The following is a 24,537-nucleotide window of genomic DNA, read 5'->3' as shown; positions in this document are numbered from 1 at the left end:
TGGTGACCAACCTGCGCATGTAGGAAGTTTCACTCACAAGGATGCGAAATGTCTTTCGACGCTCTACCTAGAACAAAACCCTCTGTTTTGCTGCAGTCTTGCGTCGCCACCTGCTCCCTTGTCGGTTTTCTAACCAGCGCGGCGGCACTCGCGGCTGAACCTCAAGTGCCTGCCCAGCAATTGCTCCTGCAGCAACAACGTGAACGTGCCCAGCGCGAGCAGTTGGAGCCGTCCCCCGACGTGCGTCTCGAAGCTCCGCAAGACAGCACCGGCACCCTGCGTCTGCCGCGCAATGAAACGCCGTGCTTCAAGATCGACCGCGTGGTCCTCACCGGCGAGCAATCCGAAGATTTCCAGTGGGCCTTGCGTGCCGCCAACCCGAGCGACGATCCGGTGCTGGGCCAATGTATCGGCTCTGCCGGTATCAACCTGACGATGAAACGCATCCAGAACGCGATCATCGCCAAGGGCTTCATCACCACCCGCGTCCTCGCCCAGGCCCAGGACTTGAACCAGGGCACGCTGGCGTTGGTGCTGGTGCCGGGGCGCATCAAGCACATCCGTTTCGCCCCGGGTACCTCCAGCCGCGCCAACTACTGGAACGCCATGCCCGCGTCGCCTGGCGATGTGCTCAACCTGCGCGACATCGAACAGGCGCTGGAAAACTTCAAGCGCGTGCCCACCGCCGAAGCCGACGTGCAGATCACGCCGGCCGAAGGCGCGGACGCGCAGCCGGGGGAGAGCGATGTGGTGATTGCCTGGAAGCAGGCGATTCCGGTGCGCGTCAGCCTGTCGGTGGACGACTCCGGCAGCAAACAGACCGGCAAGTACCAGGGCAACGTTGCCCTGTCGCTGGATAATCTGGCGAGTCTCAACGACCTGTTCTACATCAGCTTCAACCACGACCTGGGCGGCGGTCAGAGCGGCGATCGCGGCTCGAAGGGCCACACCGTGCACTACTCGGTGCCCTACGACTATTGGCAGTTGAGCCTGACGTCCAGCGAATACGACTACCACCAGACGATCGCCGGGGTGAACCAGGCCTATGCCTACAGTGGCCGCAGCCGGACCAACGAGGTGCAGCTGTCACGGGTGATCTACCGCGACGCAGTGCGCAAGACCACCGTGTCGGTCGGCGGCTGGAGCCGCACCTCCAGCAACTACGTCGAAGACACCGAAATCGAATCGCAACGGCGGCGCATGGCCGGTTGGCAGGCCGGGATCAATCACCGTGAATTCATCGGCGCCAGCACCCTCGACCTTGGCGTGGGTTATCGCCGTGGCACCGGCGCCCGCGATGCACTGCGTGCCCCCGAAGAAGAAACCGGCGAAGGCACCTCGCGCTCGCAGATCATCAGCGCCAACGCGCAATTGCAGGTGCCGTTCACCCTGGCCGATCAACGCCTGCGTTACGTCGCGGGCTGGCGCGGGCAGTGGAACCGCACGCCGCTGATCCCTCAGGACCGCTTTTCGATTGGCGGGCGCTACACCGTGCGCGGTTTTGACGGCGAGCAGATCCTGTCGGCCGAACGCGGCTGGACGTTCAGCAACGACCTGGGCCTGAGCCTGGCCAACACCGGCCAGGAGCTGTACCTGGGCGTGGACTACGGCGAAGTCGGCGGGCATTCCACCCAGCACCTCGCGGGCCGACGCCTGGCTGGTGCGGTGGTGGGCCTGCGCGGCGGCTACAAGCAGTTTTCCTATGACATCTACACCGGCAAACCCCTGGAAAAACCCAAGGGTTTCCAGACCGCCGACGTGACCAGTGGCTTCAGCGCCAACTGGTCGTTTTGAAGGAGCCCAGCATGCGCCACGACACCCTGGAGGTGCTCGCCCCCGAGCGCGCCGACAGCGCCATCGACGAAGCCCAGGTGCTGGGCTCGGCGGTGTGGCTGTGGATGCACTCGGCGGCCCATCGCGATGCGCCGTTGCACAGCCTGTCGAGCCTGTTGTTGCCGGCGATCAAGCGGCGTCAGTTCATCTTGATCAGTGAGGAAGGGCGGCCGGTGTTTTTCCTGTCATGGCTCAACCTCAGTGCCGAGGCCGAGGCGCGCTACCTGCGTGCACCCGCGGTGTGCCTGCCGGCAGAAGACTGGGACAGCGGCGATCGGTTGTGGGTCAACGACTGGGTTGCGCCGTTCGGCCATACCCGGCGGATCAGCCGCTTGCTGCTGCGGCGTCTGTGGCCCACGAAGGTGTTCCGCGCGCTGCACCACAAAGGCGAAGAGCGCGGTTTGCGCGTCTTGAACTTCCAGGGTATCGCCGTCCTGGACCTGGAGGCGCAAGCCTGGTTTGCCACTCACCCGTTACCCAGCGACGCGCTCTGATCGGTCACCGCGCAAAGGATTTGCATGAACAAGCATCTATTTCGAGTTGTCTTCAACCGCGCCCGTGGCCTGCTGATGGTGGTGGCCGAGAACGTCAAGAGTGCCTGCAAGGCCCCCGGCACCACACGCGCCGTGGCCCAGGCCGGCCCGCTGGTGGCGACGCTCACGCCCCTGCGCTTTGCGCTGATGCTGGGCATGGGCTGGGTCGCGCTGGTCGCGCCCGTCCAGGCTCAGGTCGTGGCGGACGGCTCCGCGCCTGCGGGCCAGCGCCCGACTATCGGCGCCGCCGGTAACGGTGCGCCCGTGGTGAACATTACGGCGCCGAGCGGCGCGGGCGTTTCGCGCAACACCTATTCGCAGTTCGATGTGGACAAGCGCGGAGTGATCCTCAACAACGGCGCGACCAACAGCCAGACCCAACTGGGCGGCTGGATCGAAGGCAACCGCGCGCTGGCCAACGGCAGCGCACGGGTGATTCTCAACGAGGTCAATTCGAACAACCCGAGCCAGTTGCGCGGCTTTGTCGAAGTTGGCGGTTCCAAGGCCCAGGTGGTGATTGCCAACCCGTCGGGCATCACCTGTGAAGGCTGCGGTTTTATCAACGCCGACCGCGCCACGCTGACCACTGGGCGCGCGCAGTTCGAGAATGGCTTGATCAGCGGCTATCAAGTCTCGGGCGGCAAGGTCACGGTCGGCGGCGCAGGCATGGACAGTACCCGCGCCGACTACACCGAGATCATCGCGCGCACCGTCGAGGTGAACGCCGGGATCTGGTCGAAAGACCTGACCATCAAGACCGGCACCAGCGGCCAGCCGCCGGCAGACACGCCCGCAGTGGCCATTGACGTGGCGCAGCTGGGCGGCATGTATGCCGGCAAGATCACCCTGGTCGGCAACGGCGCCGGTGTGGGCGTGCGCAACGCCGGGCAGATCGGCTCCAGTGCCGGTGAAGTGGTGATCAGCAGCGACGGGCGTATCGAAAACCGTGGCCAGATCAGCAGCGCCACCGACCTGACGGCCACGGCCGACAAGGGCATCGACAACAGCGGCACGCTGTTCGCCCAGGGCAACCTGGCGCTGACCACTGGCGCCGATATCGACAACAAAGGCATCGCGTCGGCCCAAGGCAATGCACGCCTGAGCGCCACTGGAGCGATTCGCAGCCACACAGGTTCGGCCCTGGCGGCGGGCGTCGACAGTGCCGGCAAGCTGGGCAACAGCGGCTCGCTGACCCTGACCTCGGCGGGCACGATCACGACCAAGGGGCAGAACCTCGCGGCACAAAAACTCACCGCCAACGCCGCCCAGGTCGACCTGAGCGACAGCCAGACCTCGGCCCAGACCGTCGAGCTGACCAGCACCAATGGCAACCTGGACCTGCGCCGCAGCCGCGTCACCGCAGGCCAGGCGCTGACCGCCAACGCCAACCAGAGCTTGCTCAGCGATGCGGCCCAGGTGGGCGCGGCGCAGATCAGCGTCACCGCGCTGGACCTGTCCAACGCCGCCGGCAAATGGGTCCAGACCGGCAACGGCGGCATGCGTGTGACCGTCACGCGCAACCTCGATAACACCGGCGGCACCCTCGCCAGCGGCGGGCGCCTCGACGTGAGTGCCAACACCCTGGGCAACCGTGGAGGCCTGGTGCAGTCCGGTGCGCAGGGCGACCTGGCCGTCACTGCGCGCGAGCACCTGGACAACGCAAACGGCAAGCTGGTGACCGCCGCGCAACTGACCCTCGACGGCGGCACCCTGGATAACAGCAGCGGGCAGATCACCGCAGGCGGCGCGCTGGGTATCAACGCCGCGCAGTTGAACAACGCCAAGGGCACCGTCGCCGCCACGCAAAACCTGACAGTCACCGCCGGTAGCGTATTGAACCAGGGCGGTACGCTTGGTTCGGTGGCCGGCGATTTGCTGCTCAACAGCACTACCACAGCACTCGACAACACCGGCGGCCGCCTCGAGGCGACCAAGGCATTGACCGTCAACGCCCAAGGGTTGACCAACAGCGGTGGCGTGGTCACCGCCGCGCAACTGCGCGTCGACACCCACGGCCAACAGCTGGACAACAGCGGCGGCACCCTCAACGCCAGCGACACCCTGACCCTCGACAGCGGCGCGCTGAACAACGACGGCGGCATCGTGCAGGCCAAGTCGAGCCTCAAGGTGGACACCCACGGCCAGTTGCTGACCAACCGCGATTCGGGCAGCACCGGCGGCATCCTCGGCCAGCGCGACGTCACCGTGCACGCCGGGCAGTTGCTCAACGACCGTGGCTTTATCGGCAGCGCCAGCACCTTGCAGGTATACGCCCAGCAACTGAGTAACCAGGCCGGTCTGTTGCGTGCCGACGGGCATCTGTTGCTGAGCAGCGCCAGCGTGGATAACAGCAGCACCCAGGGCGCCAACCAGGGCATCAAGGGCCAGTCTGTCGCGATGGATGCAGACACTGTCAGCAACCGCAGTGGTTCGATTGTTTCCGACACCACCCTGAGCGTCACCGGCAGCGGTACCGTGGACAACGAACAGGGGATTCTCTCGGCCGGTAGCAACCTGACCGTGGCCGACCGCGACCTCGCGCAAAAACGCCAGGTCATCAACAATGGCGCAGGCACCTTGATTGCCGGCCAATCGCTATTGATCGACAGTGCCAACTACACCGGCAGTGGCAAGGTGTTGAGCCTGGGCGACCTGACGTTCCGCCTGACCCAGGACTTCATCAACAGCGGCCTGTTCCAGGCCAACGGCAATGTGGCACTGGCGACCGCCGGGCGGCTGACCAACGTGGGCACCTTGCAGGCGGGCAACCTGCTGCGCCTCGACGCCAACGTGATCGACAACGGGGCCGCTGGCGTGATCAGCGCACGTAGCGTGCAGGCCAATGCGGCCACACAACTGGATAACCGTGGCCTGATCGACGCCGAGACCACTCGCCTGGGCACCGCAACCCTGAACAACCTTGGCACCGGGCGCATCTACGGTGATCAACTGGCGATTGCCGCCGGCACGCTCAACAACACCCTCGAAGGCGCATCGGCCGCGACCATTGCCGCACGCAACCGCCTGGACATCGGCGCGCAGGTCCTCAACAACCGCGAACACGGGCTGATTTTCAGCACTGGCAACCTGTTCATCGGCGGTGCACTGGATGCCAACGACCAGGCCAGCGGCCAGGCGCAGGTGTTGAACAACGCCAGTGCCACCGTCGAAGCGCTGGGCAGCCTGACTGTCAACGCCAGGCAGATCAACAACACCAACGAACACTTCGCCACCCAGCAAGTGCAGGTGTCCACCCAGGCGTTGCAGGAATACCTGCTGTCGGGCTCGACCAACCGCTACCTGCCGGGGCAGATCTCGCTGTACAACGACGAGGTGCTGCACCTCGTCACCCCGGAAGGCTACGGCACGCGCTGGAACCGCTATGACTACACCCGCACCGTCACCCAGACGCAGATCGTCGCTTCGGACCCGGCGCAAATGCTCGCCGGCGGCAATATCAACCTGATTGCCGACCAGGTGTACAACGACAAGAGCCGGATCATCGCCGGCCAGGCGTTGAACGCCAGCGTCGGTTCGGTAATCAACACCGAATTGAGCGGCCAGAAAGTCACGTCCGACAGCGGCACTTTGTCCAGCTACTACCGCATCCAGCGCAAAGGTCGTGACCGCCAGGGCCTGAACGTCACGGCCTATACCCCGGCGCCGTTGATCGAGCAGATCTCGCTGACGCCGACCGTCTTTACCGAGTACGCGGCCATCAACGGCACGGGCACCCAGGTCGGCGCGCTGGTGCTGGCCAAGGTCACCGACAGCGCGGCGGGTACCGGTGACCTGGCCGGTGCCGGGCGCACCTATGCGGTCAGCCCGATCAGCCAGGTGCAGGCGCTGACCCAACAGAACGCGACCGGCGCGGTGGAGCAGATCCGTACCGGCGGTTTCAACCCGGACCTGCCCAACAGCAGCCTGTACCAGATCAACCCGAACAGCACCGCCGGTTACCTGGTGGAGACCGACCCGCGGTTTGCCAACTACGGCAAGTGGCTGTCGTCGGACTACATGCTCGAACGCCTGAACCTTGACCCGGCGGGCACTCAGCAACGCCTGGGCGACGGGTTCTACGAGCAGAAGCTGATCCGCGAACAAGTCGCGCAGCTCACCGGGCGCCGGTTTGTCGACGGCTATGCCAGCGACGAAGCGCAATACCGCGGCATGATCGACAGCGCCGTGACCCTGGCCGACCAGTGGAAACTGATCCCGGGCGTGGCGCTGACCGCCGAGCAAATGGCGCAGTTGACCAGCGACATCGTGTGGCTGGTGTCCAAGGACGTCACCCTGGCCAGCGGCGAAGTGCGCCAGGTGCTGGTACCGCAGGTGTATGTGCGGGTTCGCGAAGGCGATGTGGATGGCTCGGGCGCGTTGATGGCCGGGCGCACCCTGAACCTGGATGTACGCGGTGACCTGGTCAACTCGGGCAGCCTGGCCGGGCGCGACGGTGTGACCATCAGCGTGCAGAACCTCGACAACCTCGGCGGGCGCATCCAGGGCAACGACGTGTCGCTCAATGCCAGCCAGGACCTGAACAACATCGGTGGCCTGATCAGCGCCAACAGTCGCCTGGCGTTGAGCGCCGGCAATGACATCAACGTGCGTTCGATCACCACCGACAGCACCAGCGAGCAGGGCATCCGCACCGCGTTGTCGCGGGTGGCCGGGCTGTACGTGTCGGCCCCGGCGGCGAACCTGATTGCCACGGCGGGCCATGACATCAACCTGCAAGCGGCCCAGGTCAGCAACACGGGCGTCGGCGGCAAGACCGCGCTGGTGGCGGGCAACGACATCACCTTGAGCACGCTCAAAGAGTCCTATACCCAGGCCAACCAGTGGGACGGCGACAACTGGCGCAAGGAAGCCGGGCGCAATGAGGTCGGCAGTTCGGTACAAGCCAACGGCGACATTCGCCTGGGCGCCGGGCGTGACGTGCAGGCACGCGGTGCGCTGGTCAACAGTGACGCCGGCGCGGTGTCGGTCAGCGCGCTGCGCGACATCAACGTCGAGGCCAGCGAGCGCTTCAACAGTGCGGACGAGGCGCACAAGGTCAAGGGCAGCAACGGCATGTTCTCCAGCAAGACCACCACCACCCGCGACACGGTGGCCCAGACCACCGCGCAAGGCTCGACGTTCAGCGGCGAGCAGACGGTGATGCAGGCGGGCAACAACATCACCCTCACCGGCAGCAACGTGGTCTCGACCTCGGGCACGGCGCTGGTGGCGGGCAATGACATCAAGGTGTTGGCGGCCACTGAGACCCTCGACGAAAAACACACCAAGGACGTGAAGACCAGCGGCATGTTCAGTGGCGGCGCGATTGCCGTCACCATCGGCTCGCAGCAGCAGACCAACAAGGACAGCAGCCAACAGACCACGGCCGCTGCCAGCAGCGTCGGGTCCACCGACGGCAATGTGCTGATCAGCGCGGGCGGCGAATACCGCCAGGTTGGCAGCAATGTGAGTGCGCCCAAGGGCGATGTGTCGATTGACGCATCCGAGGTCAATATCCTCGAAGCGCGCAATCTCGCCGCGCAGCAACAGGAGCAGCGCTTCAAGCAGACCGGCGTGAGCCTGACCCTGACCAACCCCATCGTGAACGCGGTGCAAACCGGCCAGCGCATGAACAAGGCCGCCGATCGCACCGACGACAAGCGCATGAAAGCCCTCGCCGCGCTGAACACCGCCTGGGCCGCCAGCGAAGCCCATACCCAGGTGATGGCCGACCCGGCAGCGGCGGGCGGGATCAACTTGAGCATCGCCTTGGGCATGAACAAGAGCGAGAACAAAAGCGAGCAGACTTCCAACACAGCGGCCGGCTCGACGGTAGCGGCGGGGCACGATGTGTCGATTGTGGCCACGGGCGGCAAGCGCAACAACGACCTGACCGTGCAGGGCAGCCAGATCACTGCCGGCAACGATGCGTTGCTCAAGGCCGACGGCAATATCCTGCTGGCGGGTGCGCAGAACACCATCGAGCAGCACAGCACCAACAAAAGCGTGAACGGCAGCCTGGGGATTGGGATCTCTTTCGGCAGCGAGAAAAACGGCCTGAGTTTCAACGCTTCAGCCTCCCAGAGCCGTGGCAATGCCGATGGCAACGACTTGGTCTGGAGCAACACCCACGTGACAGCGGGCAACCAGGCCAGCCTGATCTCCGGCAAGGACACCACCCTGCGCGGTGCAGTGGTCTCGGCCGACAAGGTCAAGGCCGACGTCGGCGGCGACTTGAATATCGAGAGCCTGCAAGACACCAGCACATTTGCCTCCGAGCAGAAGAGCATGAGTGCCGGCATCAGCATCTGCATCCCGCCGGTCTGCGCTGGCGCGGCGACGGCCAGCTTCAGCTCGAGCAACACCAAGCAGAAGTCCAACTTTGCCAGCGTCATCGAGCAATCGGGCATTCGCGCCGGCGACGGTGGTTTCGACCTCAACGTACGCGGCAACACCGGCCTCAAGGGCGGCGTGATTTCCAGCACCGACAAGGCCATCGCCGACGGCAAGAACAGCCTGACCACCGGCACGCTGACCGTGGCCGACATCCACAACACCTCCGAAGCCAGCGTCAAGACGTCAGGGGTGGAGCTCAGTTCGGACATGCTCGACGGCAAGCTCGGCACGGCCAAGGCGCTGCTCGCCAACAGCCTCGCCAACGGCTCGGACTCCGACTCCGCCGCCAGCGACACCCGCAGCGCCATCAGCGCCGGCACCCTGGTCATCACCAATGCCGAGCGCCAGCGCGTGGTCGCCGGCATGAGCGTCGACCAGACGATTGCCAACCTCAACCGCAATACCGAGGCTGCCCATGCTGCCGTGGAGCGTCTGGACGTGGCGGAAATGGGGCGCAAGGTCGAGGCTGAGCAAGAGATCAAGCGTGAGTTCTACAACCAGGTGTCGCTGCTGGCGGATGAGGCGTATCGCAAGATCTTCCTTGAGAAGGCGCGGGTGTATGAGGTGTTGAAGGATGAGAATGGCAAGGCGCTGCTGCTCGATGGCAAGAAGGTTCAGTACCGCGAGTTGAGCGACGAAGAAAAGCAGCACCTCAAGCCTGGCCCGGACGGCAAGGTACATATCGCCAACAACGGCATTTTCAACGACGCCGACGGTGCCGCCAAATATGCCGAGCAACACAGTTCGGCCGACACTGGGCCGCAGTATCTGATCCATTTCGAGAAGGCCAACAACTTCACGTCGGAGTTGATGATCGCGGCGTATCAGAAGAACCTGGAAAACGATTTCTGGGGCCTGTCCAACGCGACGGTGCAGACCAAGGAATACATGGTCCAGTTCGGTCAGAGCGGGTTGCATATCGACGGGCATAGCCGTGGCACCATGACCACGGGCAATGCCATGGAGTCGTTGGTACGTGATCAAGCGAACGTTGGGCTGTTGGGTGATACATCGATGAACTTCTTCGGGGCGGCGTATGGGGTGAAAAAGGCCGATACGCTATTGGGGATATTGCAGGACCGTACAAAAATCACCTCGGCGGAACAGCGCGACGGGTTGATCTTGAAGTATCAGAACCATGACTTCGACCCCGTTGCCCGCACACCGGGCGTAGGGTTCAACCCGGGGACTGGCGGCAACATTCCCGATGGCAGTAATCGCTTGTGGGAGTGGTTGAAGGTATTTGGTGCTGAGAACACCGTGCATAACTGCTACGCCAATGGCGGAGAAGCGTGCCGCAAATACTGGAGCCACTCCCCCACGGGCAAGCCAGAGTTCGTCAAGGTCCCGCAATCATGAGGAATCCGAATATGTTCAAGATTACCGTTATGTTGAGTCTGTGCCTTTTGGCACTCGGCGCGTGTACGCCCTTCCAGCCTCCGCCTGGGTCCTACACCCAATGGAAAAAGAAGGGGGTCTCCCAGCAGGGCGTCGACGACGCAATGCGTGCTTGCGGGTACACCAACCTTGATGGTGTGGGAGACAAGTCGCCAATTGATGTGGTGCTGACGCGCTTCTACTGCATGAAGGATGCAGGTTTTACCCGCAAGGACAACGTGGACCTGTGCAAGGAAGGCCGCATCGGCGAATCGCCGGTGTGCGAAGGCCGCCGCTAATCCATCACTAAAAGGAACCAAGGAATGATCGATCTACGCAATGGACTGTACGGCGCCGCGCTGGTGCTGGCGGCAACCACCCTGGGCGGTTGCGCCTCGTCGGCCGCTGTTACGGGCGAGCCAGGAGTGAACATGGGTGACAGCTACCAGAAGGTGCTCGCCGTGGTCAGCCGTAACAACACCGTGACCAAGCAAGTCGATGGCCAGGGCTTTCGCGCCGAGGGCTATTCGCCGATGTTCAAGGATTGCCGCGCCAAGTACTTCCTGTTCCAGGGCGCCGACGGCTTGCAGCGCGTGAGCTACGAACCGGCGCCGCACCTGTCGGTCAACCAGAACTGCCGCCAGCCCCTGTAGTGAGCGGGCTTGCCCGCGCCGGGTGGCGAAGCCGCCCCAATCCATACACCGCGTTTATCCTGTTAAACCGTGTCGCCAGGTTTTGGGGCGGTTTCGCCACCCCGCGCGGGGCAAGCCCGCTTACTACAAGGATGTGCTGATGAAGTATCCAAGCGTTATTGCTGTTGTGTTGTTCGCGCTAAGCGGCTGCGGCCAGGTGGCGAACATCCGTTCGTTGTCCACCGGCTACGTACCGCCGCAAAGCGGCGAGACTGCGCGGGTGCGCATTGTCACCGACGGCCTGGTGCGCGCCGTGCCTGGGCGTGATTGCCTGGACTGGAACGTGCCGGGCGCCGGGGTGATGGCGTCGGTGAAAGCCGGTTTTCCCGATCACAACGGCGAAAACCTCGGCATGCCTGGGCCGATCTACTCGTGGGCCGGTGCGGTCACGTCGGAGTTGGTGGTGCCGGCGAACAAACCCATCGCGTTCCATTATCTGGGGCGGCTGCAATACCCTCGCCAGTGCGCCAAGACCATGACCTTTGTCCCCAAGCCAGGGCGTGACTACATGGTGCAAGCGTCCATGTCGGCAGATTGTTCGATCCTGCTCGACGAGTTGCCGGTGGCCGGCAAGCAATGGCTGCGGATCGAACCGACCCCGGTGGGCAAAGTCCCGATGTGCAACGCGATGGATAATTTCTAGGGCGGCAGATTAATTTGCCTCGCCGATGGCTTTTTTCCGGTTGCCAAAGGTCCACATCCTTCATGCACCTTTGAATCCAGGAGTAAGCCCGCTATGACCAGCCCCAAGGCACTGTTGATCCTTCACGGCAAGCAAGCCCTCAACGAGGACGTGCGCGCCGCGGTGCTGGCTCGGCGTGAGCAGGGCTGGGAGTTGGCGGTGCGCGTCACGTGGGAGGGCGGCGACGCCAGGCGCCTGGTGCATGAGGCGCTGGACGCGGGCTACACCCACCTGATCGCCGGCGGCGGTGATGGCACCTTGCGCGATGTCGCCGAAGCCATGGCCCAGGCCAAGACCGACGCGAGCCTGGTGCTGATGCCCCTGGGTACCGCCAATGACTTCGCCCGCGCCGCCGGTGTGCCGCTGGCGCCAGCCGAGGCCCTGGCCCTGTTGGACGTGCCGCCCAAGGCCATCGACCTCGGCCAGGCCGGCGAACAGATTTTTCTGAACATGGCCACCGGCGGCTTCGGCAGCCAGGTCACCGCCAACACCTCCGAAGACCTGAAAAAAGTGCTGGGCGGCGCCGCCTATCTGTTCACCGGGCTGACGCGCTTCAGCGAGCTGAAGGCGGCCTATGGCGAACTGGAAGGGCCGGGCTTTCACTGGAAGGGCGACCTGCTCGCGCTGGGCATCGGCAACGGTCGCCAGGCGGGCGGTGGGCATGTGCTGTGCCCGGGGGCGATGGCCGACGATGGGCTGCTCGACATCAGCATCCTGCCGGCGCCGCAGGAAGTGGTCGGCACGTTGCTGACCCTGATGACCGATGGCGGTCTGGACAATATCTTCGTGCGGGCGCGGTTGCCGTGGGTCGAGATCAAGGTGGCCGACGGGTTGTATATCAACCTCGACGGCGAGCCGCTCAAGGGTGACGACTTGCGTTTCAGTGCACTGCCCAAGGCCTTGCGCGTGCACCTGCCGGTGGGTTCGCCGCTAGTCGTCGAGGCTGATGATTTGCTCGCGCACCGCGAATAACACCAGGCCCGCCACGTCGAAAATCTGCAGGCGCTTCATGATCTGCGAACGGTGCGCCTCCACGGTCTTGATGCTCAAGCCCAGGCCGTGGGCGATCTCCCGGGTGGACTTGCCGCGCACGATCAAACGCAAAATCTCCAACTGGCGCGCCGTGAGGTTGTGACTGTGGGCGATGGCCGCGGCGGGCGCCTGGTTGCGCACCAGCGCCTGGTTGATCACCGTATGGGCAATCGCCGGGCTCAGGTAGCGTTCGTTGTTGCGCAGCGCCAGCAGGGCATGTTCCAGCTCGCTGGCGCTGGTGTCCTTGAGCAGGTAGCCGTGGGCGCCAGACTCCAGGGCACGCATGATCAGCTCCGGGTCGGTGTGCATCGACAGGATCAACACCTTGCACTTGGGATGGGCGCGCTTGAGCTGCTGCAACGCGTCCAGGCCGCCCATGTGCTTCATCGACAGGTCGAGCAGCACGATGTCCGGTTGCAGCGCGTCGAACTGCGCCAGCAACTGCGCGCCGTCGCCAGCCTCGCCGACCACCGCATAGCCGGGTATATCCATGATCAGCGCGCGCACGCCTGCCCGGATCAGCGCGTGATCATCCACCAGCAGTAAATTGCACGTCACTCTAGCACCTTAGGCGCGCTGGCCCGTTCGAGGGCGCGGGGTGCCCAGGGGAAAAGGGCGTCGATCCGCGTGCCGCAGCCTGGCTGGCTGAGCACCGCCAAGGTGCCCCCCAGTTGATCGATGCGCTCGGCCATCCCGGCCATGCCCCGTTGCCCTTCCAGGCCGGGGTTGGAGGCGGGCAAAAAACCCTGGCCATCATCGCAGATGCTCAGCGACAGGCCTTCCGGCAAGCGTTGCAGGCGCACCCGCAGGTTGCGCGCCTGGGCGTGGCGCAACATGTTGGTCACCGCTTCCTGGGTGATGCGAAACGCGGCCACGGCCATTTCTTCGGGGATGCCGGTGAGCCGTTGCTGGCACTCCAGGCTCCAGTGGATGGGGGTGTTTTCCAGGGTCTTGAGCAGGTGCGCGCGCAGGCTCGCTTCCAGGCCCAGGCTCGCCAGCTGGCGCGGGTTGAGGATGGCGGACACATCGCGCACTTTCGCCAGGGTTTCACTCAGGGTGTTGCACAGCACCGTGCATTGGCCTTGCAGCTCTTGGGGCATGCGCCGTTGCAGCCATTCGCTTTGCAGCTTGGCGGCGGTCAGCAGTTGGCCAATGTCGTCGTGCAGTTCACGGCTGAGGCGGTGGCGTTCGTTTTCCTGGACTTGCAGCAGGCGGTCCGCCAGTTCCTGGGGTTGGAACTTGATGGATTTACGCGAGGACCACTGTTGCAGAGCAACGATGCTCAAGGTGCTCAGGTTGAGCAGGAGCAGCGCCAGCGGCACCGGCGCAGAGCGGCTGTAGGCCCAGAGGCTGATCAGCAGCGAACACAGGCACAACGCGAGAATGATGCGACGTGCCTGACTGCGGGAAATGGATTTGGCGAGGAGTGACTTGAGGCTGGCGTACATAGCGGATGCTTTTTCAGTTTTTATGCATCATGAAGTTGAGTCACTTCGAGGGCTGCATGGTAACACTTTGATTACCGTTGGTCGCCAAACGTCACTTTAGCAACGAAGGTTATATATCGCCGCTCGCGCTGTATAAGCGGGTGCTTATAACCGGCGTTATTTTGCCGGGATATAAGTGCACGTCGCGTATTAGTTAATGTTGTCGTTTTTGGATAAGTCATTGATTAAAAGCGACAACTTTACCCAATCAGCATGCAGTCATGACGCGTGATGCAGGCGCTGCTGCGGTTTATGGCCGAAGTTTTTCTGCGGGATCTGCAAGGCCACCGTCGCAATCAAAGTGGTTTGTTCGCTTTCGTCCAGGCCCAGTTCGCCGGTACGCGTGTCGATCAGTTCCAGTTGCCAGGCCAACAACGTCAGGCAGGCATGCAACGCATCCAGGGCCTGATCATGCAGTTGCAGCGGGTTGACGGCGTTGGCAATCAGGTACTGGATGTGCCGCGAGAATTCGCTGATGGCCTGCAGGGCCAGGCTATCGGCCTTTTCGGCTAGTTTGGTGAGGCTGAGTTTCATGCAGTCGATCGCATCGCTGTCGTTGCGGATCAGATGCAGGTGGCTCAGGCATTCTTCCGACTTGGCCAGCAGTGTTTCCGCTTCGAGCAGAAACTCTGGAAGTGCGGTTTGCCATTCGTTTGCGCTATTCATCATGCAAGTCTCCACAACGTAAGGTCGTAAGGTCGGGCGATGAGATGCCGCATCGGGTGAATGGCGTAAAACTAGCGCTGAAATATGACTTGGGTCTGTAGGGGGCGTCTGAACTTTTAGTAGGACGTTTATTTGAATGCACACAAAAACCGCGCATTGCCCACATCATTGGCGGCGTTTGCGCGGCTTTGGTTGCCAGCATGTAAATGTCTGGAAGACCCGTGGGCGGGGGGCTTGGCATAGCAAACAAAAGCCTGACTCCATTCATGCAAGTGAGAAAGGCGTCACATTAATGGCTATTAGATATTGCGAATATCAGGTTGGGCCTGATTGCGTATAGGGGAATCCCTTATATGACGGAACCTTGCGTCGGTTTGAGTGTCGCCGTGGGTCGCAAGATTGCCATATGAAGCGTCAGGCCAGTAAAGCATGATGTCAGTGTGACATCAATTAAATTACGTGGCATTTTAACGGGGTCAAGATCTGGCGGTCGCCGCCGATAAACAGCCATAAGTGAGCTACACAAACCCTTAGCGCATCAGGAGCTTTTAATGGCCGGCATTCTCGACACGGTAGATCAACGTACGCAACTGGTCGGTGAGAATCGCCTGGAGATCCTCATGTTTCGCCTGGCCGGGCGGCAGCTGTTTGCAATCAACGTGTTCAAGGTGCAGGAAGTCCTGCAATTGCCCAAGTTGACCCTGATGCCCCAGCGCCATCCGTTTGTCTGCGGCGTGGTCAACCTGCGCGGCCAGACGTTGCCGGTGATCGACCTGTCCCAGGCCATCGGCATGCGCCCATTGGTGCCGGGTCCGAACAGCACCATCATTGTCACCGAGTACAACCGCTCGGTGCAGGCGTTCCTGGTGGGCGGCGTGGACCGCATCGTCAACATGAACTGGGAAGCCATCCTGCCACCGCCGACCAGCGCCGGGCGCCAGCATTACCTCACGGCCATCAGCAAGGTTGACGACCAGTTGGTGGAAATCATCGACGTGGAAAAAGTCCTGGCCGAAATCGTGCCGTACAACGCCAAGGTCTCGCGGGAAAAACTCGAAGACCCGGTGCTGGAGCGTGCACGTGGCCGCGAAGTGCTGCTGGTGGATGACTCCAACGTGGCCCTGTCGCAACTGCGCGATACCCTCGGCCAACTGGGTGTGAAGATGCACATCGCCAGTGACGGCCTCAAGGCGTTGAACATGCTCAAGGCCTGGGCCGACGCCGGCCATGTGATGACCGACAAGCTGCTGATGATCTTCACCGACGCTGAAATGCCCGAGATGGACGGTTATCGCCTCACCACCGAGATCCGCAACGACCCGCGTCTGCGCAGTCTTTACGTGGTGTTGCACACCTCACTGTCGGGCAGTTTCAACGAATCGATGGTGAAGAAGGTCGGCTGCGACAACTTCCTGTCCAAATTCCAGCCCGACAAGCTGGTGGACGTAGTACGTCAGCGCCTGATGTTGGACGAAGTGCCCGTTTGACCTGAGGCGAGGGAGCAAGCTCTGTCGCCACAGGTTCAGCACAAGGTGCCAGGAAGTGGGGATTGGGATAGGGTAGTGGCTTTCGTCCCAAGGAACGCAGGCCCATGCTTCGTCTCAGCGCGTTGTACCGTTACCCCTTGAAGTCCGGCAAGGCCGAGGTCTTGCAACAGATCGGCCTGGATAAACTCGGGTTGGACGGCGACCGACGCTGGATGCTGGTGGACGAGGCCAGCGGGCGTTTCCTCACCCAGCGTGCGGTGGCGAAGATGAGCCAGCTGTCGGCTCTGTGGAACAGCGCAGGTGGCCTGACCCTCAGCTCACCCGGCCACCCCGCGCTGGACGTGACGCTGCCCGGCAGCGACGCCGAGTTGCGCGGCGTGACGATCTGGCGCGACACCCTGCGCGTGCCGGATGCGGGTGATGCCGCGGCGGCCTGGGTCAGCCGTTTTATCGGCAAGCCCACACGCCTGGTACAGATCCCCCTGGAACGCGCCCGCACCACCGAAGCGGGTTACGGCAAGGACGATGACCAGGTCGCGTTCGCCGATGGTTACCCGTTGCTGGTGATCGGCCAGGCGTCCCTGGACGACCTGTCGCAACGCATCGGCCGTCCCATGGAAATGCTGCGTTTTCGCCCCAACCTGGTGATCGAAGGCAGTGCGGCCTTTGCCGAAGACGGTTGGAAACGCCTGCGCATCGGCGATGTGGAGTTTCGTGCGGTCAAGCCCTGCTCGCGTTGCATCCTCACCACCATCGACCCGCAGACCGGCGAGCGCAGCGCCGACCGTGAACCCTTCGCCACCCTGGAGACCTATCGCAAGACCGAGAACGGCGCGATCTTCGGGCAGAACCTGGTCAACGATGGCATCGGCCAACTGGCCGTCGGGATGCCGGTAACGATCCTGGAATAAAAAAAGCCCGTCTCCTGCGAGACGGGCTTTTTTTTCCGCACGCGACGGCTTAGCCGCGGTATTCGCACAGGTAAGCAGTGTCTACGGCGACTTTCAGCTGGAACTTGCTGTTGGCCGGTACGTTGAACTGGCTGCCGGCGGCGAAGGTTTCCCACTCGCCGGCTTCAGGCAGCTTGACGGTCAGCGCGCCGGACACCACGTGCATGATTTCCGCTTGGGCGGTGCCGAATTCGTATTCACCCGGGGCCATCACGCCGATGGTCGCCGGACCTTCTGCGGTGCCGAAAGCGATCGACTTGACGGTGCCGTCGAAGTACTCGTTGACTTTAAACATGGGTGAATCCTCGGAAAAAGGGTCTGGAAAGGTCGGCCAGTATGCCCAAGGGCAGGGGAGCTGCCTAGACCGGCAAAATCAGCGGCAGCAGGCGTGCCGTGTTACGCGCATCCTCCAGGGCCCGATGTTGCTGGCCCTGGAACTGCATCCCCGCCAATTGCAGTGCGCCGTTGAGCCCCAGCGGCTTGTCCAGCCGCCGGGCCTTGGCGAAGCGTTGCTTGAGGTTCACATGGGGCGTTTGCGCCAGTGCGCTGGCCAGGCCATGGCGCTGCCATTCCAGCTCCAGTTGCTTGCGGTCGTAGTCACCCCAACTGCTCCAACCTTCCAGGCGCGCCTGATGCTGGGCCAGCCAGCGCTCGAACAGCGGCCACACCTCGGTGATCGGCGCGGCGCCGTCGATATTGGCCTGGGTGATGTGGGTCAGCTGGCGGCAGAAGGGCGTCAGCAAGGGCCGGCGCAGGGGCCGCACAAAGCGCTGGAAGTGATCCAGTTCGCGGCCCTGGCGGTTCACCAGGCTCGCGCCGATCTCGATGACTTCCATCTCCGTCACGGGCCAGCCGCCGTCATCCGTGGTGGCTTCAAGGTCAATAACAAGCCAATGAGGCATCGTGCAGGTTCCCGTCTCTTCCCTTCTTGATGGGGATAGAGCGTAGCCCGGCCGCGTAGTTCCGCCTAGGCGTTATTCGATCTCCAGCAATACCTGGCGGTTGCGCACCTGGTCGCCAGCGATCACCTGCACGTCCTTGATCACCCCGTCGATGCCGGCCAGCAGTGGATGCTCCATTTTCATCGCTTCGAGTACCAGCAACAGTTGGCCTTTGCTGACGCTGTCACCGGCGCAGACGCGCACATCGACAATGGCCCCGTCCATCGGCGCCTTGACCGTGCCGCTGCGCGCGTCGGCCTGGCGGCGGGCGACTTGCTGGGTACGGTTGGTCACGCTCAGGCCCGGCAGCCACAGTTGGTCGCCGTCGAGGTGGTAGGCGATGCGTCGGCGGATGCCGTTGAGTACGGCGCTGACGTGGCGGCCGTCGCTGGTCAGCGCCAGCGGGGCAACACTGACACTATGCAGCTCGTGGTTGACCTCCAGGCGGTAAGTGCCCGGCACACCGACGTTGTTGCGCCAGCCCGCCAGGCCCGGGGGATGCCGCTCGGCGCTGTGCTGATAGAACAGCGCGGCGGCCAGGGCGAGTTGTTCGGCTGATACGGGTGGGGGCGCGATGTCGTTGAAGTGTTCGGCGATAAAGCCGGTGCTGAAATCGCCGCCGATAAAATCCGGATGCCTGAGCAACGCCACCAGTAACCGCTGATTGGTGGTCACGCCGAGCAACAGCGTGTCTTCCACCGCCCGCAGCAGCTTGCGCCGCGCTTCTTCGCGGGTGGCGCCGTGGGCGATGATTTTGCCCAGCATCGGGTCGTAGAACGGGCTGATGCGCTGGCCTTCGCTGACGCCGTGATCGATACGTACCCCCGCCGCTGGCGTCCAGCGCAGCACTTCGCCGGTTTGCGGCAGGAAGCCCTGGGTCGGGTCTTCGGCATACAGGCGCACTTCGATGGCGTGGCCGGTCAGGCTCACCTGCTGTTGCGTCAGCGGCAGTGGCTGGCCGGCGGCGATCTGCAATTGCCAGTCGACCAGATCGAGGCCGGTGATCAACTCGGTGACCGGGTGCTCCACTTGCAGGCGGGTGTTCATTTCCAGGAAGTAGAACCGGCCGTTGCGGTCGAGCAGGAACTCCACAGTGCCGGCACCCACGTAATTCACCGCGCGCCCGGCTTTCAGCGCGGCTTCGCCCATGGCGTGGCGCAGGTCGGGCGTCATCACCGGGCAGGGCGCTTCTTCGATGACTTTCTGGTGGCGGCGCTGGATCGAACAGTCGCGTTCACCCAGGTAGATCAAGTGGCCGTGGCTGTCGCCGAACAGCTGGATCTCGACGTGGCGCGGCTCGATCAGTGCCTGTTCGAGGATCAGTTCGTCGCTGCCAAAGGCGTTGCTGGCTTCGGAGCGTGCGGTGTGGAGGTTCTCCAGCAACATCTCGGCACTGTGCACCAGGCGCATGCCGCGCCCGCCACCGCCGGCGCTGGCCTTGATCATCAGCGGGTAGCCGACGCGCTCGGCTTCGCGTTGCAGGGTAGCGTCGTCCTGGGCACTGCCCTGGTAACCGGCGATGCACGGCACACCGGCGTCGAGCATGGCAAGTTTGGACCGGCGCTTGCTGCCCATCAGCTCGATGGCCTCGGCGCTGGGGCCGATGAAGGTCAGGCCTGCCGCCAGACAGGCGCGGGCGAAGTCGGGGTTTTCCGAGAGGAAACCATAGCCGGGGTGGATCGCATCGGCGCCGGTTATTCGAGCCGCTGCGAGAATCGCCGCTGTATTCAAGTAGGACTGCTGCACGGGCGCGGGGCCGATAGGCACCGCTTCATCGGCCATCTGCACATGCAGGGCGTCGGCGTCGGCGTCGCTGTAGACGGCCACGGTGCGATAGCCCAGGGCTTGGGCGGTGCGCTGGATGCGGCAGGCGATTTCGCCACGGTTGGCGATGAGGATTTTGTTGAATGCGGGCATGGGTTATCCCTCGGCTGATGGGGTGTTTGTTCGGGCCTCTTCGCGAGCAAGCCCGCTCCCACAGGTGGAACGCATTTCAAAATGTGGGAGCGGGCTTACTCGCGAAGGCGTCATTTGCACCACCCAGGCTTGCGCTTGTGCACAAACGCCCGCGTCCCCTCAATCCCTTCCTCCCCGCGCACCGCTTCGGCAAACCACTGCGCCCCACGATCCAACACCCGTTCCAGCGGCTCATCCACACTGGCCAACAACAACGCCTTGGTCCGCCCATTCGCCCCCGGCGCGCAGCGCAACACCTGGCCCAACACCTCATCCAGGCGCTCGGCCAATGCCTGGGGATCGCGCTCGGTAAAGTGCACCACCCCCAACCGCTGCGCCTCCACCCCATCGAACCGCGCTGCCGTCAGCGCCAGCCGCCGTGCCTGGGTCAGGCCGATGCGCTTGACCACAAACGGCGCAATCTGCGCTGGCAGCAACCCCAGGCCTGTCTCCGGCAAGCCGAACTGCGCCTGATGATCAGCCAGTGCGATGTCGCTCACACAGGCCAAGCCAAACCCACCGCCGAGCACCGCGCCTTGCAGCACTACGATCACCACCTGCGGCACGGCTTCGACGGCTTGCAGCAAGGTGCCGAACGCCCGGTTCAGCGCCTGCAAATCACTGCCCGCAGCGGCCAGGTCCTTCACATCCGCGCCGGCGCAAAAATGCCCACCGGCGCCGCTGATCACCAGCGCTCGCGTGTGGCCATCCAGCTGAGCCAACACGGCATGCAGTTCGTTGACCATCTCCAGGCTCATCGCATTGCGCGATTGCGGACGGTTGAGGGTGATGTGCAGCACACCGTTGTGTGATTCCAGCAGCAGGGTATTCATGGTTTTTTCCCCGGCAAGGTGCCCATCAGTTTGCAGATGATGCCCAGCATGATTTCGTCGGCGCCGCCACCAATCGACACCAGGCGCACATCGCGATAGGCGCGCGCCACCGGGTTGTCCCACATAAAGCCCATGCCGCCCCAGTATTGCAGGCAGCTGTCGCTGACTTCACGCCCCAGGCGCCCGGCCTTGAGCTTGGCCATGGACGCCAGGCGCGTGACGTCCTGGCCTTTGATGTATTGCTCGGTGGCCTGGTAGACCAGCGCGCGCAGGCATTCGATTTCGGTGGCCAGTTCGGCCAGGCGAAAGTGGATGACCTGGTTGTCGATCAGCGCCTTGCCAAAGGTCTGGCGTTCCTTGCAGTACTCGATGGTGCTGTCGATGCAGTACTCCAGGCCCTTGATCATGTTGGCCGCGCCGAACAGGCGTTCTTCCTGGAACTGCAACATCTGCATCATGAAGCCCGCGCCTTCGTGGCCGATGCGGTTGCGCTGTGGTATGCGCACATTGTCGAAGAACACCTGGGCGGTCTCGGAGCTGTGCATGCCGAGCTTTTCCAGGGGCTGGCTGACGCTGATCCCCGGTGTGTTCATCGGCACCATGATCAGCGATTTGTTGATGTGCGGCTTGTCGTCGGAGGTGTTGGCCAGCAGGCAGATAAAGTCGGCGCTGGGCGAGTTGGTGATCCACATTTTGCTGCCGTTGATCACGTAGTCGTCGCCGTCCTTGCGCGCATGGGTCTTGAGCCCGGCCACATCTGAACCGGCACCCACTTCCGACACGCCGATGCAGCCGACCTGCTCGCCGCTGATGGCCGGGCGCAGGAACTCCTCGCGCAGTTCATCGCTGCCGAAGCGGGCGAGGGCGGGGGTGCACATGTCGGTCTGCACGCCGATGGCCATGGGGATGCCGCCGCAGCGGATGCTGCCGAATTCTTCGGCGGCGACGATGGAGTAGCTGTAGTCCAGGCCCATGCCGCCGAATTGTTCCGGCTTGGAAATGCCCAGCAGGCCGAGGTCGCCGGCCTTGCGGAAGATCTCGTGGATGGGAAAGCGCCCGGCTTTTTCCCATTCATCCACATAGGGGTTGATCTCGCGGTCGACGAAGGCGCGCACGGTGCGGCGCAGTTCCTGATGTTCCTGGGTAAACAGCATTTTTATTGTTCTCCTAGAAGCGCGCTACGCCGAAGGTATTGGGTTGCAGTTCACGCATCTGGGCCTCGTGGCAAAGGTCCAGCAGAAAGCCGAGCAGGGTCCGTGTATCCCGGGGGTCGATCAGCCCGTCGTCCCACAGGTTGGCACTGCCGTAGAGCGCGGTGGACTGGCTGTCGAGCTTCTGCGCGGTGACTTGCTCCAGCATGTCCAGCACCTTGGGATCGGGCACCAGGCCGTCTTTCAATTGCTTGGCCTCGGTGACGATCCGCAGCACCTTGCCCGCCTGCGCGCCGCCCATCACCGCCGTGCGGCTGTTAGGCCAGGCGAAGATGAAGCGCGGGTCCAGGCCACGGCCGCACATTGCATAGTTGCCGGCGCCGTAGGAGCCGCCGAGCACAATCGTCAGTTTAGGCACCCGCGCATTCGCCACCGCCTGGATCATCTTCGCGCCGTGCTTGATCACCCCTTGCTGTTCGGATTCGGTGCCGACCATGAAACCGGTAGTGTTGTGCAGGAACAGCAGTGGCGTGCGGCTCTGGTCGCACAGCTGGATAAATTGCGCAGCCTTGCTCGCGCCTTTTGGCGTGATCGGGCCGTTGTTGCCGATCACGCCGACGGCGCGGCCCTGGATGTGCAGGTGGCCGCAGACGGTGTGGGCATCGAACTCGCCCTTGAATTCGAGCAAGCGCGACGCGTCGGCCAGGCGCGCGAGGATCTCGCGCACGTCGTAGGGTTTTTTCGGGTCGTCCGGGATCAGGCCCAGCAGCTCTTCGATGGGGTAGAGCGGTTCGTCGTAGGCGCGCTTGGGCACCTGCGGCAGTTGATCATTCCATGGCAAAGCGCTGACGATCTCACGCACGATGCGCACGCCATCGGCATCGTTTTCCGCCAGGTATTCCGCGGTGCCGGCGATTTGGGCGTGCATTTCGGCACCGCCCAGTTCCTCATCGGTGGCGACTTCGCCGGTGGCCGCCTTGAGCAACGGCGGCCCGGCGAGGAACAGCTTGGCCTTGCCGCGCACCACCACCACGTAATCCGACAACCCCGGCTGATACGCCCCGCCCGCCGTGGCCGAACCGTGCACCACGGTGATCTGCGGCAAGCCCATGGCCGACATGCGCGCCTGGTTGGCAAAGCTGCGCGCACCTTCGACGAAAATTTCGGCGGCATAGTTGAGGTTGGCACCGCCGCTCTCGGCCAGGGTCACCACCGGCAGTTTGTTTTCCATGGCGATCTGTTGCAGGCGCAGGGATTTTTTCAGCCCCGTGGGGGAAATCGTGCCGCCCTTGATCGCGCTGTTGTTGGCCACCACCAGCATGCGCACGCCACTGACGTAGCCGATACCGGCGATCAAGCCACCGCCGGCGGCGCTGCCGTCCTTGTCGTCGTGCAGCTTGTAGCCGGCCAGGCTGGCGAGTTCGAGGAACGGCGCGCCCGGGTCCAGCAGCAGATTGAGGCGCTCACGGGGCAGCAGTTGCCCGCGCTTGTCGAACTTGGGCCTGGCCTCCTCGGCCTTGTTCAGCAGGTTCTGCTCCAATTGGCGCAGGTGCTGGATGCCCACCAGCATGGCTTCACGGTTCTGCGCGAACTGGGCGCTGTGGGGGTCGATCAAGGATTCAAGCACTGGCATGGTTTATTGCTCCGCCTTGAGCACATCGGGCAAATACGCGCGGTGGAAGCCGTTGAACGGCTCGCTCGGCGGTTGCGCCTTGTGCAATGGCCAGGCGCGGCTGCCCAGGCTCGCGGCACCGTCGATGCGCAGGGTGCTGCCGCTGATAAAGGCGGCGGCGGGGCTGAGCAGGAACACGATGGCCGCGCTGACTTCCGATTCGGTGCCGATGCGCTTGAGCGGCACATGTTCGCCCAGGGTCGGGATCACCGCCTTGAATGCACCTTCGTAGGTGTCCATGCCGCTGGACGCAATCCACCCCGGCGCCACGGCGTTGACCCGCACCCCGGCACAGCCCCACTCGAAGGCGGCCGTCTTGGTGAAGTTGTCCATGCCGGCGCGCGCCGCGCCCGAGTGGCCCATGCCGGGCATGCCGCCCCACATGTCGGCGAGCATGTTGACGATGGCGCCGCCCTGTTTGCTCATGGATTGGTTGAACACTTCCCGGGCCATCAGGAAACCGCCGACGAGGTTGGTGCGCAGCACGGTTTCGAAGCCTTTCTGGTTGATCGAAGCCAACGGCGACGGGTATTGGCCGCCAGCGTTGTTCACCAGGCCGTGGATCGCCCCGTGCTCCTTGAGAACCTGCGTGACCAGCGCCTTCACCGCCTCTTCATCGCGAATATCGCAGGCCAGCCAATGGGCGTTGCCGCCGTCTTCGGCAATTTCTGCCGCGACTTTTTCCAGCTTCTCGGGCTTGCGTCCCACCAGGATCACCCGCGCACCGAGCGCCGCCAGCTCATGGGCGGTGCAACGACCGATGCCGCTGCCACCCCCGGTGACTATCACGGTGTGCCCCTGGAACAGGTCGGCTTTGAAGATCGAATCGAAGGCCATGGCCACGCTCCT

19 protein-coding genes are annotated in these 24,537 nt (G+C 63.5%); 9 read left to right on the top strand and 10 right to left on the bottom strand.

The annotated features are described in order from the left end of the window. Positions 1 to 165 precede the first annotated feature (165 nt). The 7 genes from PSH81_RS19005 (at position 166) to yegS (ending at position 12,485) form a co-directional block, all read left to right on the top strand. The gene (locus PSH81_RS19005; protein ID WP_305391299.1) at positions 166 to 1,794 is read left to right on the top strand and encodes a ShlB/FhaC/HecB family hemolysin secretion/activation protein; all 1,629 of its coding nucleotides are present in this window, start codon (positions 166 to 168) and stop codon (positions 1,792 to 1,794) included. Between the two features lie 11 nt (positions 1,795 to 1,805). Further along, complete coding sequence (locus PSH81_RS19000; protein WP_192296984.1) at positions 1,806 to 2,327, top strand: toxin-activating lysine-acyltransferase; 522 nt, start codon at positions 1,806 to 1,808, stop codon at positions 2,325 to 2,327. 24 nt (positions 2,328 to 2,351) lie between these two features. After that, complete coding sequence (locus tag PSH81_RS18995) at positions 2,352 to 10,121, top strand: hemagglutinin repeat-containing protein (RefSeq protein ID WP_305391298.1); 7,770 nt, start codon at positions 2,352 to 2,354, stop codon at positions 10,119 to 10,121. Positions 10,122 to 10,132: 11 nt separating this feature from the next. Beyond that, a complete protein-coding gene (locus PSH81_RS18990; RefSeq protein WP_305391297.1) occupies positions 10,133 to 10,438 on the top strand; it encodes a hypothetical protein in 306 nt (101 codons plus the stop codon). A gap of 24 nt (positions 10,439 to 10,462) precedes the next feature. After that, positions 10,463 to 10,792, top strand: coding sequence for a hypothetical protein (locus PSH81_RS18985; protein ID WP_305391296.1), 330 nt, complete (start codon positions 10,463 to 10,465; stop codon positions 10,790 to 10,792). 139 nt (positions 10,793 to 10,931) lie between these two features. Beyond that, positions 10,932 to 11,474, top strand: coding sequence for a hypothetical protein (locus PSH81_RS18980; RefSeq protein WP_305391295.1), 543 nt, complete (start codon positions 10,932 to 10,934; stop codon positions 11,472 to 11,474). A 93-nt stretch (positions 11,475 to 11,567) separates the two neighbouring features. After that, positions 11,568 to 12,485 carry a lipid kinase YegS gene (gene yegS / locus PSH81_RS18975; RefSeq protein WP_192296979.1) on the top strand — a complete coding sequence of 306 codons (918 nt, stop codon included), beginning with the start codon at positions 11,568 to 11,570 and terminating at the stop codon, positions 12,483 to 12,485. Here the strand turns inward: yegS and PSH81_RS18970 are convergent. From PSH81_RS18970 to PSH81_RS18960, 3 genes are all read right to left on the bottom strand, one after another. Next, positions 12,444 to 13,103 carry a response regulator transcription factor gene (locus PSH81_RS18970; RefSeq protein ID WP_226455012.1) on the bottom strand — a complete coding sequence of 220 codons (660 nt, stop codon included), beginning with the start codon at positions 13,101 to 13,103 and terminating at the stop codon, positions 12,444 to 12,446. The genes yegS and PSH81_RS18970 overlap by 42 nt on opposite strands. Next, on the bottom strand, positions 13,100 to 13,993 hold the full coding sequence (locus PSH81_RS18965) for a sensor histidine kinase (protein WP_305391294.1): 894 nt from the start codon (positions 13,991 to 13,993) through the stop codon (positions 13,100 to 13,102). The genes PSH81_RS18970 and PSH81_RS18965 overlap by 4 nt, the downstream gene beginning before the upstream one ends. 258 nt (positions 13,994 to 14,251) lie before the next feature. Further along, positions 14,252 to 14,701: a hypothetical protein gene (locus PSH81_RS18960; protein WP_192296976.1), complete on the bottom strand. Its 450-nt coding sequence runs from the start codon at positions 14,699 to 14,701 to the stop codon at positions 14,252 to 14,254. A gap of 548 nt (positions 14,702 to 15,249) precedes the next feature. On the opposite strand from PSH81_RS18960, the gene PSH81_RS18955 reads away from it, so the two are divergent. Together PSH81_RS18955 and PSH81_RS18950 are read left to right on the top strand one after the other, a co-directional pair. After that, the gene (locus tag PSH81_RS18955; protein WP_226455014.1) at positions 15,250 to 16,185 is read left to right on the top strand and encodes a chemotaxis protein CheV; all 936 of its coding nucleotides are present in this window, start codon (positions 15,250 to 15,252) and stop codon (positions 16,183 to 16,185) included. A 104-nt stretch (positions 16,186 to 16,289) separates the two neighbouring features. Next, positions 16,290 to 17,096 carry an MOSC domain-containing protein gene (locus tag PSH81_RS18950; protein ID WP_192296974.1) on the top strand — a complete coding sequence of 269 codons (807 nt, stop codon included), beginning with the start codon at positions 16,290 to 16,292 and terminating at the stop codon, positions 17,094 to 17,096. Between the two features lie 49 nt (positions 17,097 to 17,145). Here the strand turns inward: PSH81_RS18950 and PSH81_RS18945 are convergent, their stop codons facing one another. From PSH81_RS18945 to PSH81_RS18915, 7 genes are all read right to left on the bottom strand, one after another. Beyond that, positions 17,146 to 17,430: a pyrimidine/purine nucleoside phosphorylase gene (locus tag PSH81_RS18945; RefSeq protein WP_192296973.1), complete on the bottom strand. Its 285-nt coding sequence runs from the start codon at positions 17,428 to 17,430 to the stop codon at positions 17,146 to 17,148. 64 nt (positions 17,431 to 17,494) lie between these two features. Next, positions 17,495 to 18,037, bottom strand: a complete 543-nt coding sequence (locus tag PSH81_RS18940) for an exonuclease domain-containing protein (RefSeq protein ID WP_192296972.1) — start codon at positions 18,035 to 18,037, stop codon at positions 17,495 to 17,497. A gap of 72 nt (positions 18,038 to 18,109) precedes the next feature. Next, a complete protein-coding gene (locus PSH81_RS18935) occupies positions 18,110 to 19,993 on the bottom strand; it encodes an acetyl/propionyl/methylcrotonyl-CoA carboxylase subunit alpha (RefSeq protein ID WP_305391293.1) in 1,884 nt (627 codons plus the stop codon). A gap of 110 nt (positions 19,994 to 20,103) precedes the next feature. Next, complete coding sequence (locus PSH81_RS18930; RefSeq protein ID WP_226455016.1) at positions 20,104 to 20,865, bottom strand: enoyl-CoA hydratase/isomerase family protein; 762 nt, start codon at positions 20,863 to 20,865, stop codon at positions 20,104 to 20,106. Then, complete coding sequence (gene atuD / locus PSH81_RS18925; RefSeq protein WP_226455017.1) at positions 20,862 to 22,019, bottom strand: citronellyl-CoA dehydrogenase; 1,158 nt, start codon at positions 22,017 to 22,019, stop codon at positions 20,862 to 20,864. The genes PSH81_RS18930 and atuD overlap by 4 nt, the downstream gene beginning before the upstream one ends. A gap of 13 nt (positions 22,020 to 22,032) precedes the next feature. Continuing rightward, positions 22,033 to 23,649 (bottom strand): geranyl-CoA carboxylase subunit beta, encoded by a 1,617-nt coding sequence (gene atuC / locus PSH81_RS18920; protein WP_305391292.1) that lies wholly within the window; start codon positions 23,647 to 23,649, stop codon positions 22,033 to 22,035. Between the two features lie 3 nt (positions 23,650 to 23,652). Beyond that, positions 23,653 to 24,525, bottom strand: a complete 873-nt coding sequence (locus PSH81_RS18915; protein WP_305391291.1) for an SDR family oxidoreductase — start codon at positions 24,523 to 24,525, stop codon at positions 23,653 to 23,655. Between the last annotated feature and the right edge of the window lie 12 nt (positions 24,526 to 24,537).

This window comes from Pseudomonas sp. FP2335, from assembly GCF_030687535.1.
Classification (GTDB): domain Bacteria; phylum Pseudomonadota; class Gammaproteobacteria; order Pseudomonadales; family Pseudomonadaceae; genus Aquipseudomonas.
The sequence above is the reverse complement of the archived record's forward strand: the minus strand, read 5'-3'. Positions and strand labels throughout refer to the sequence as shown.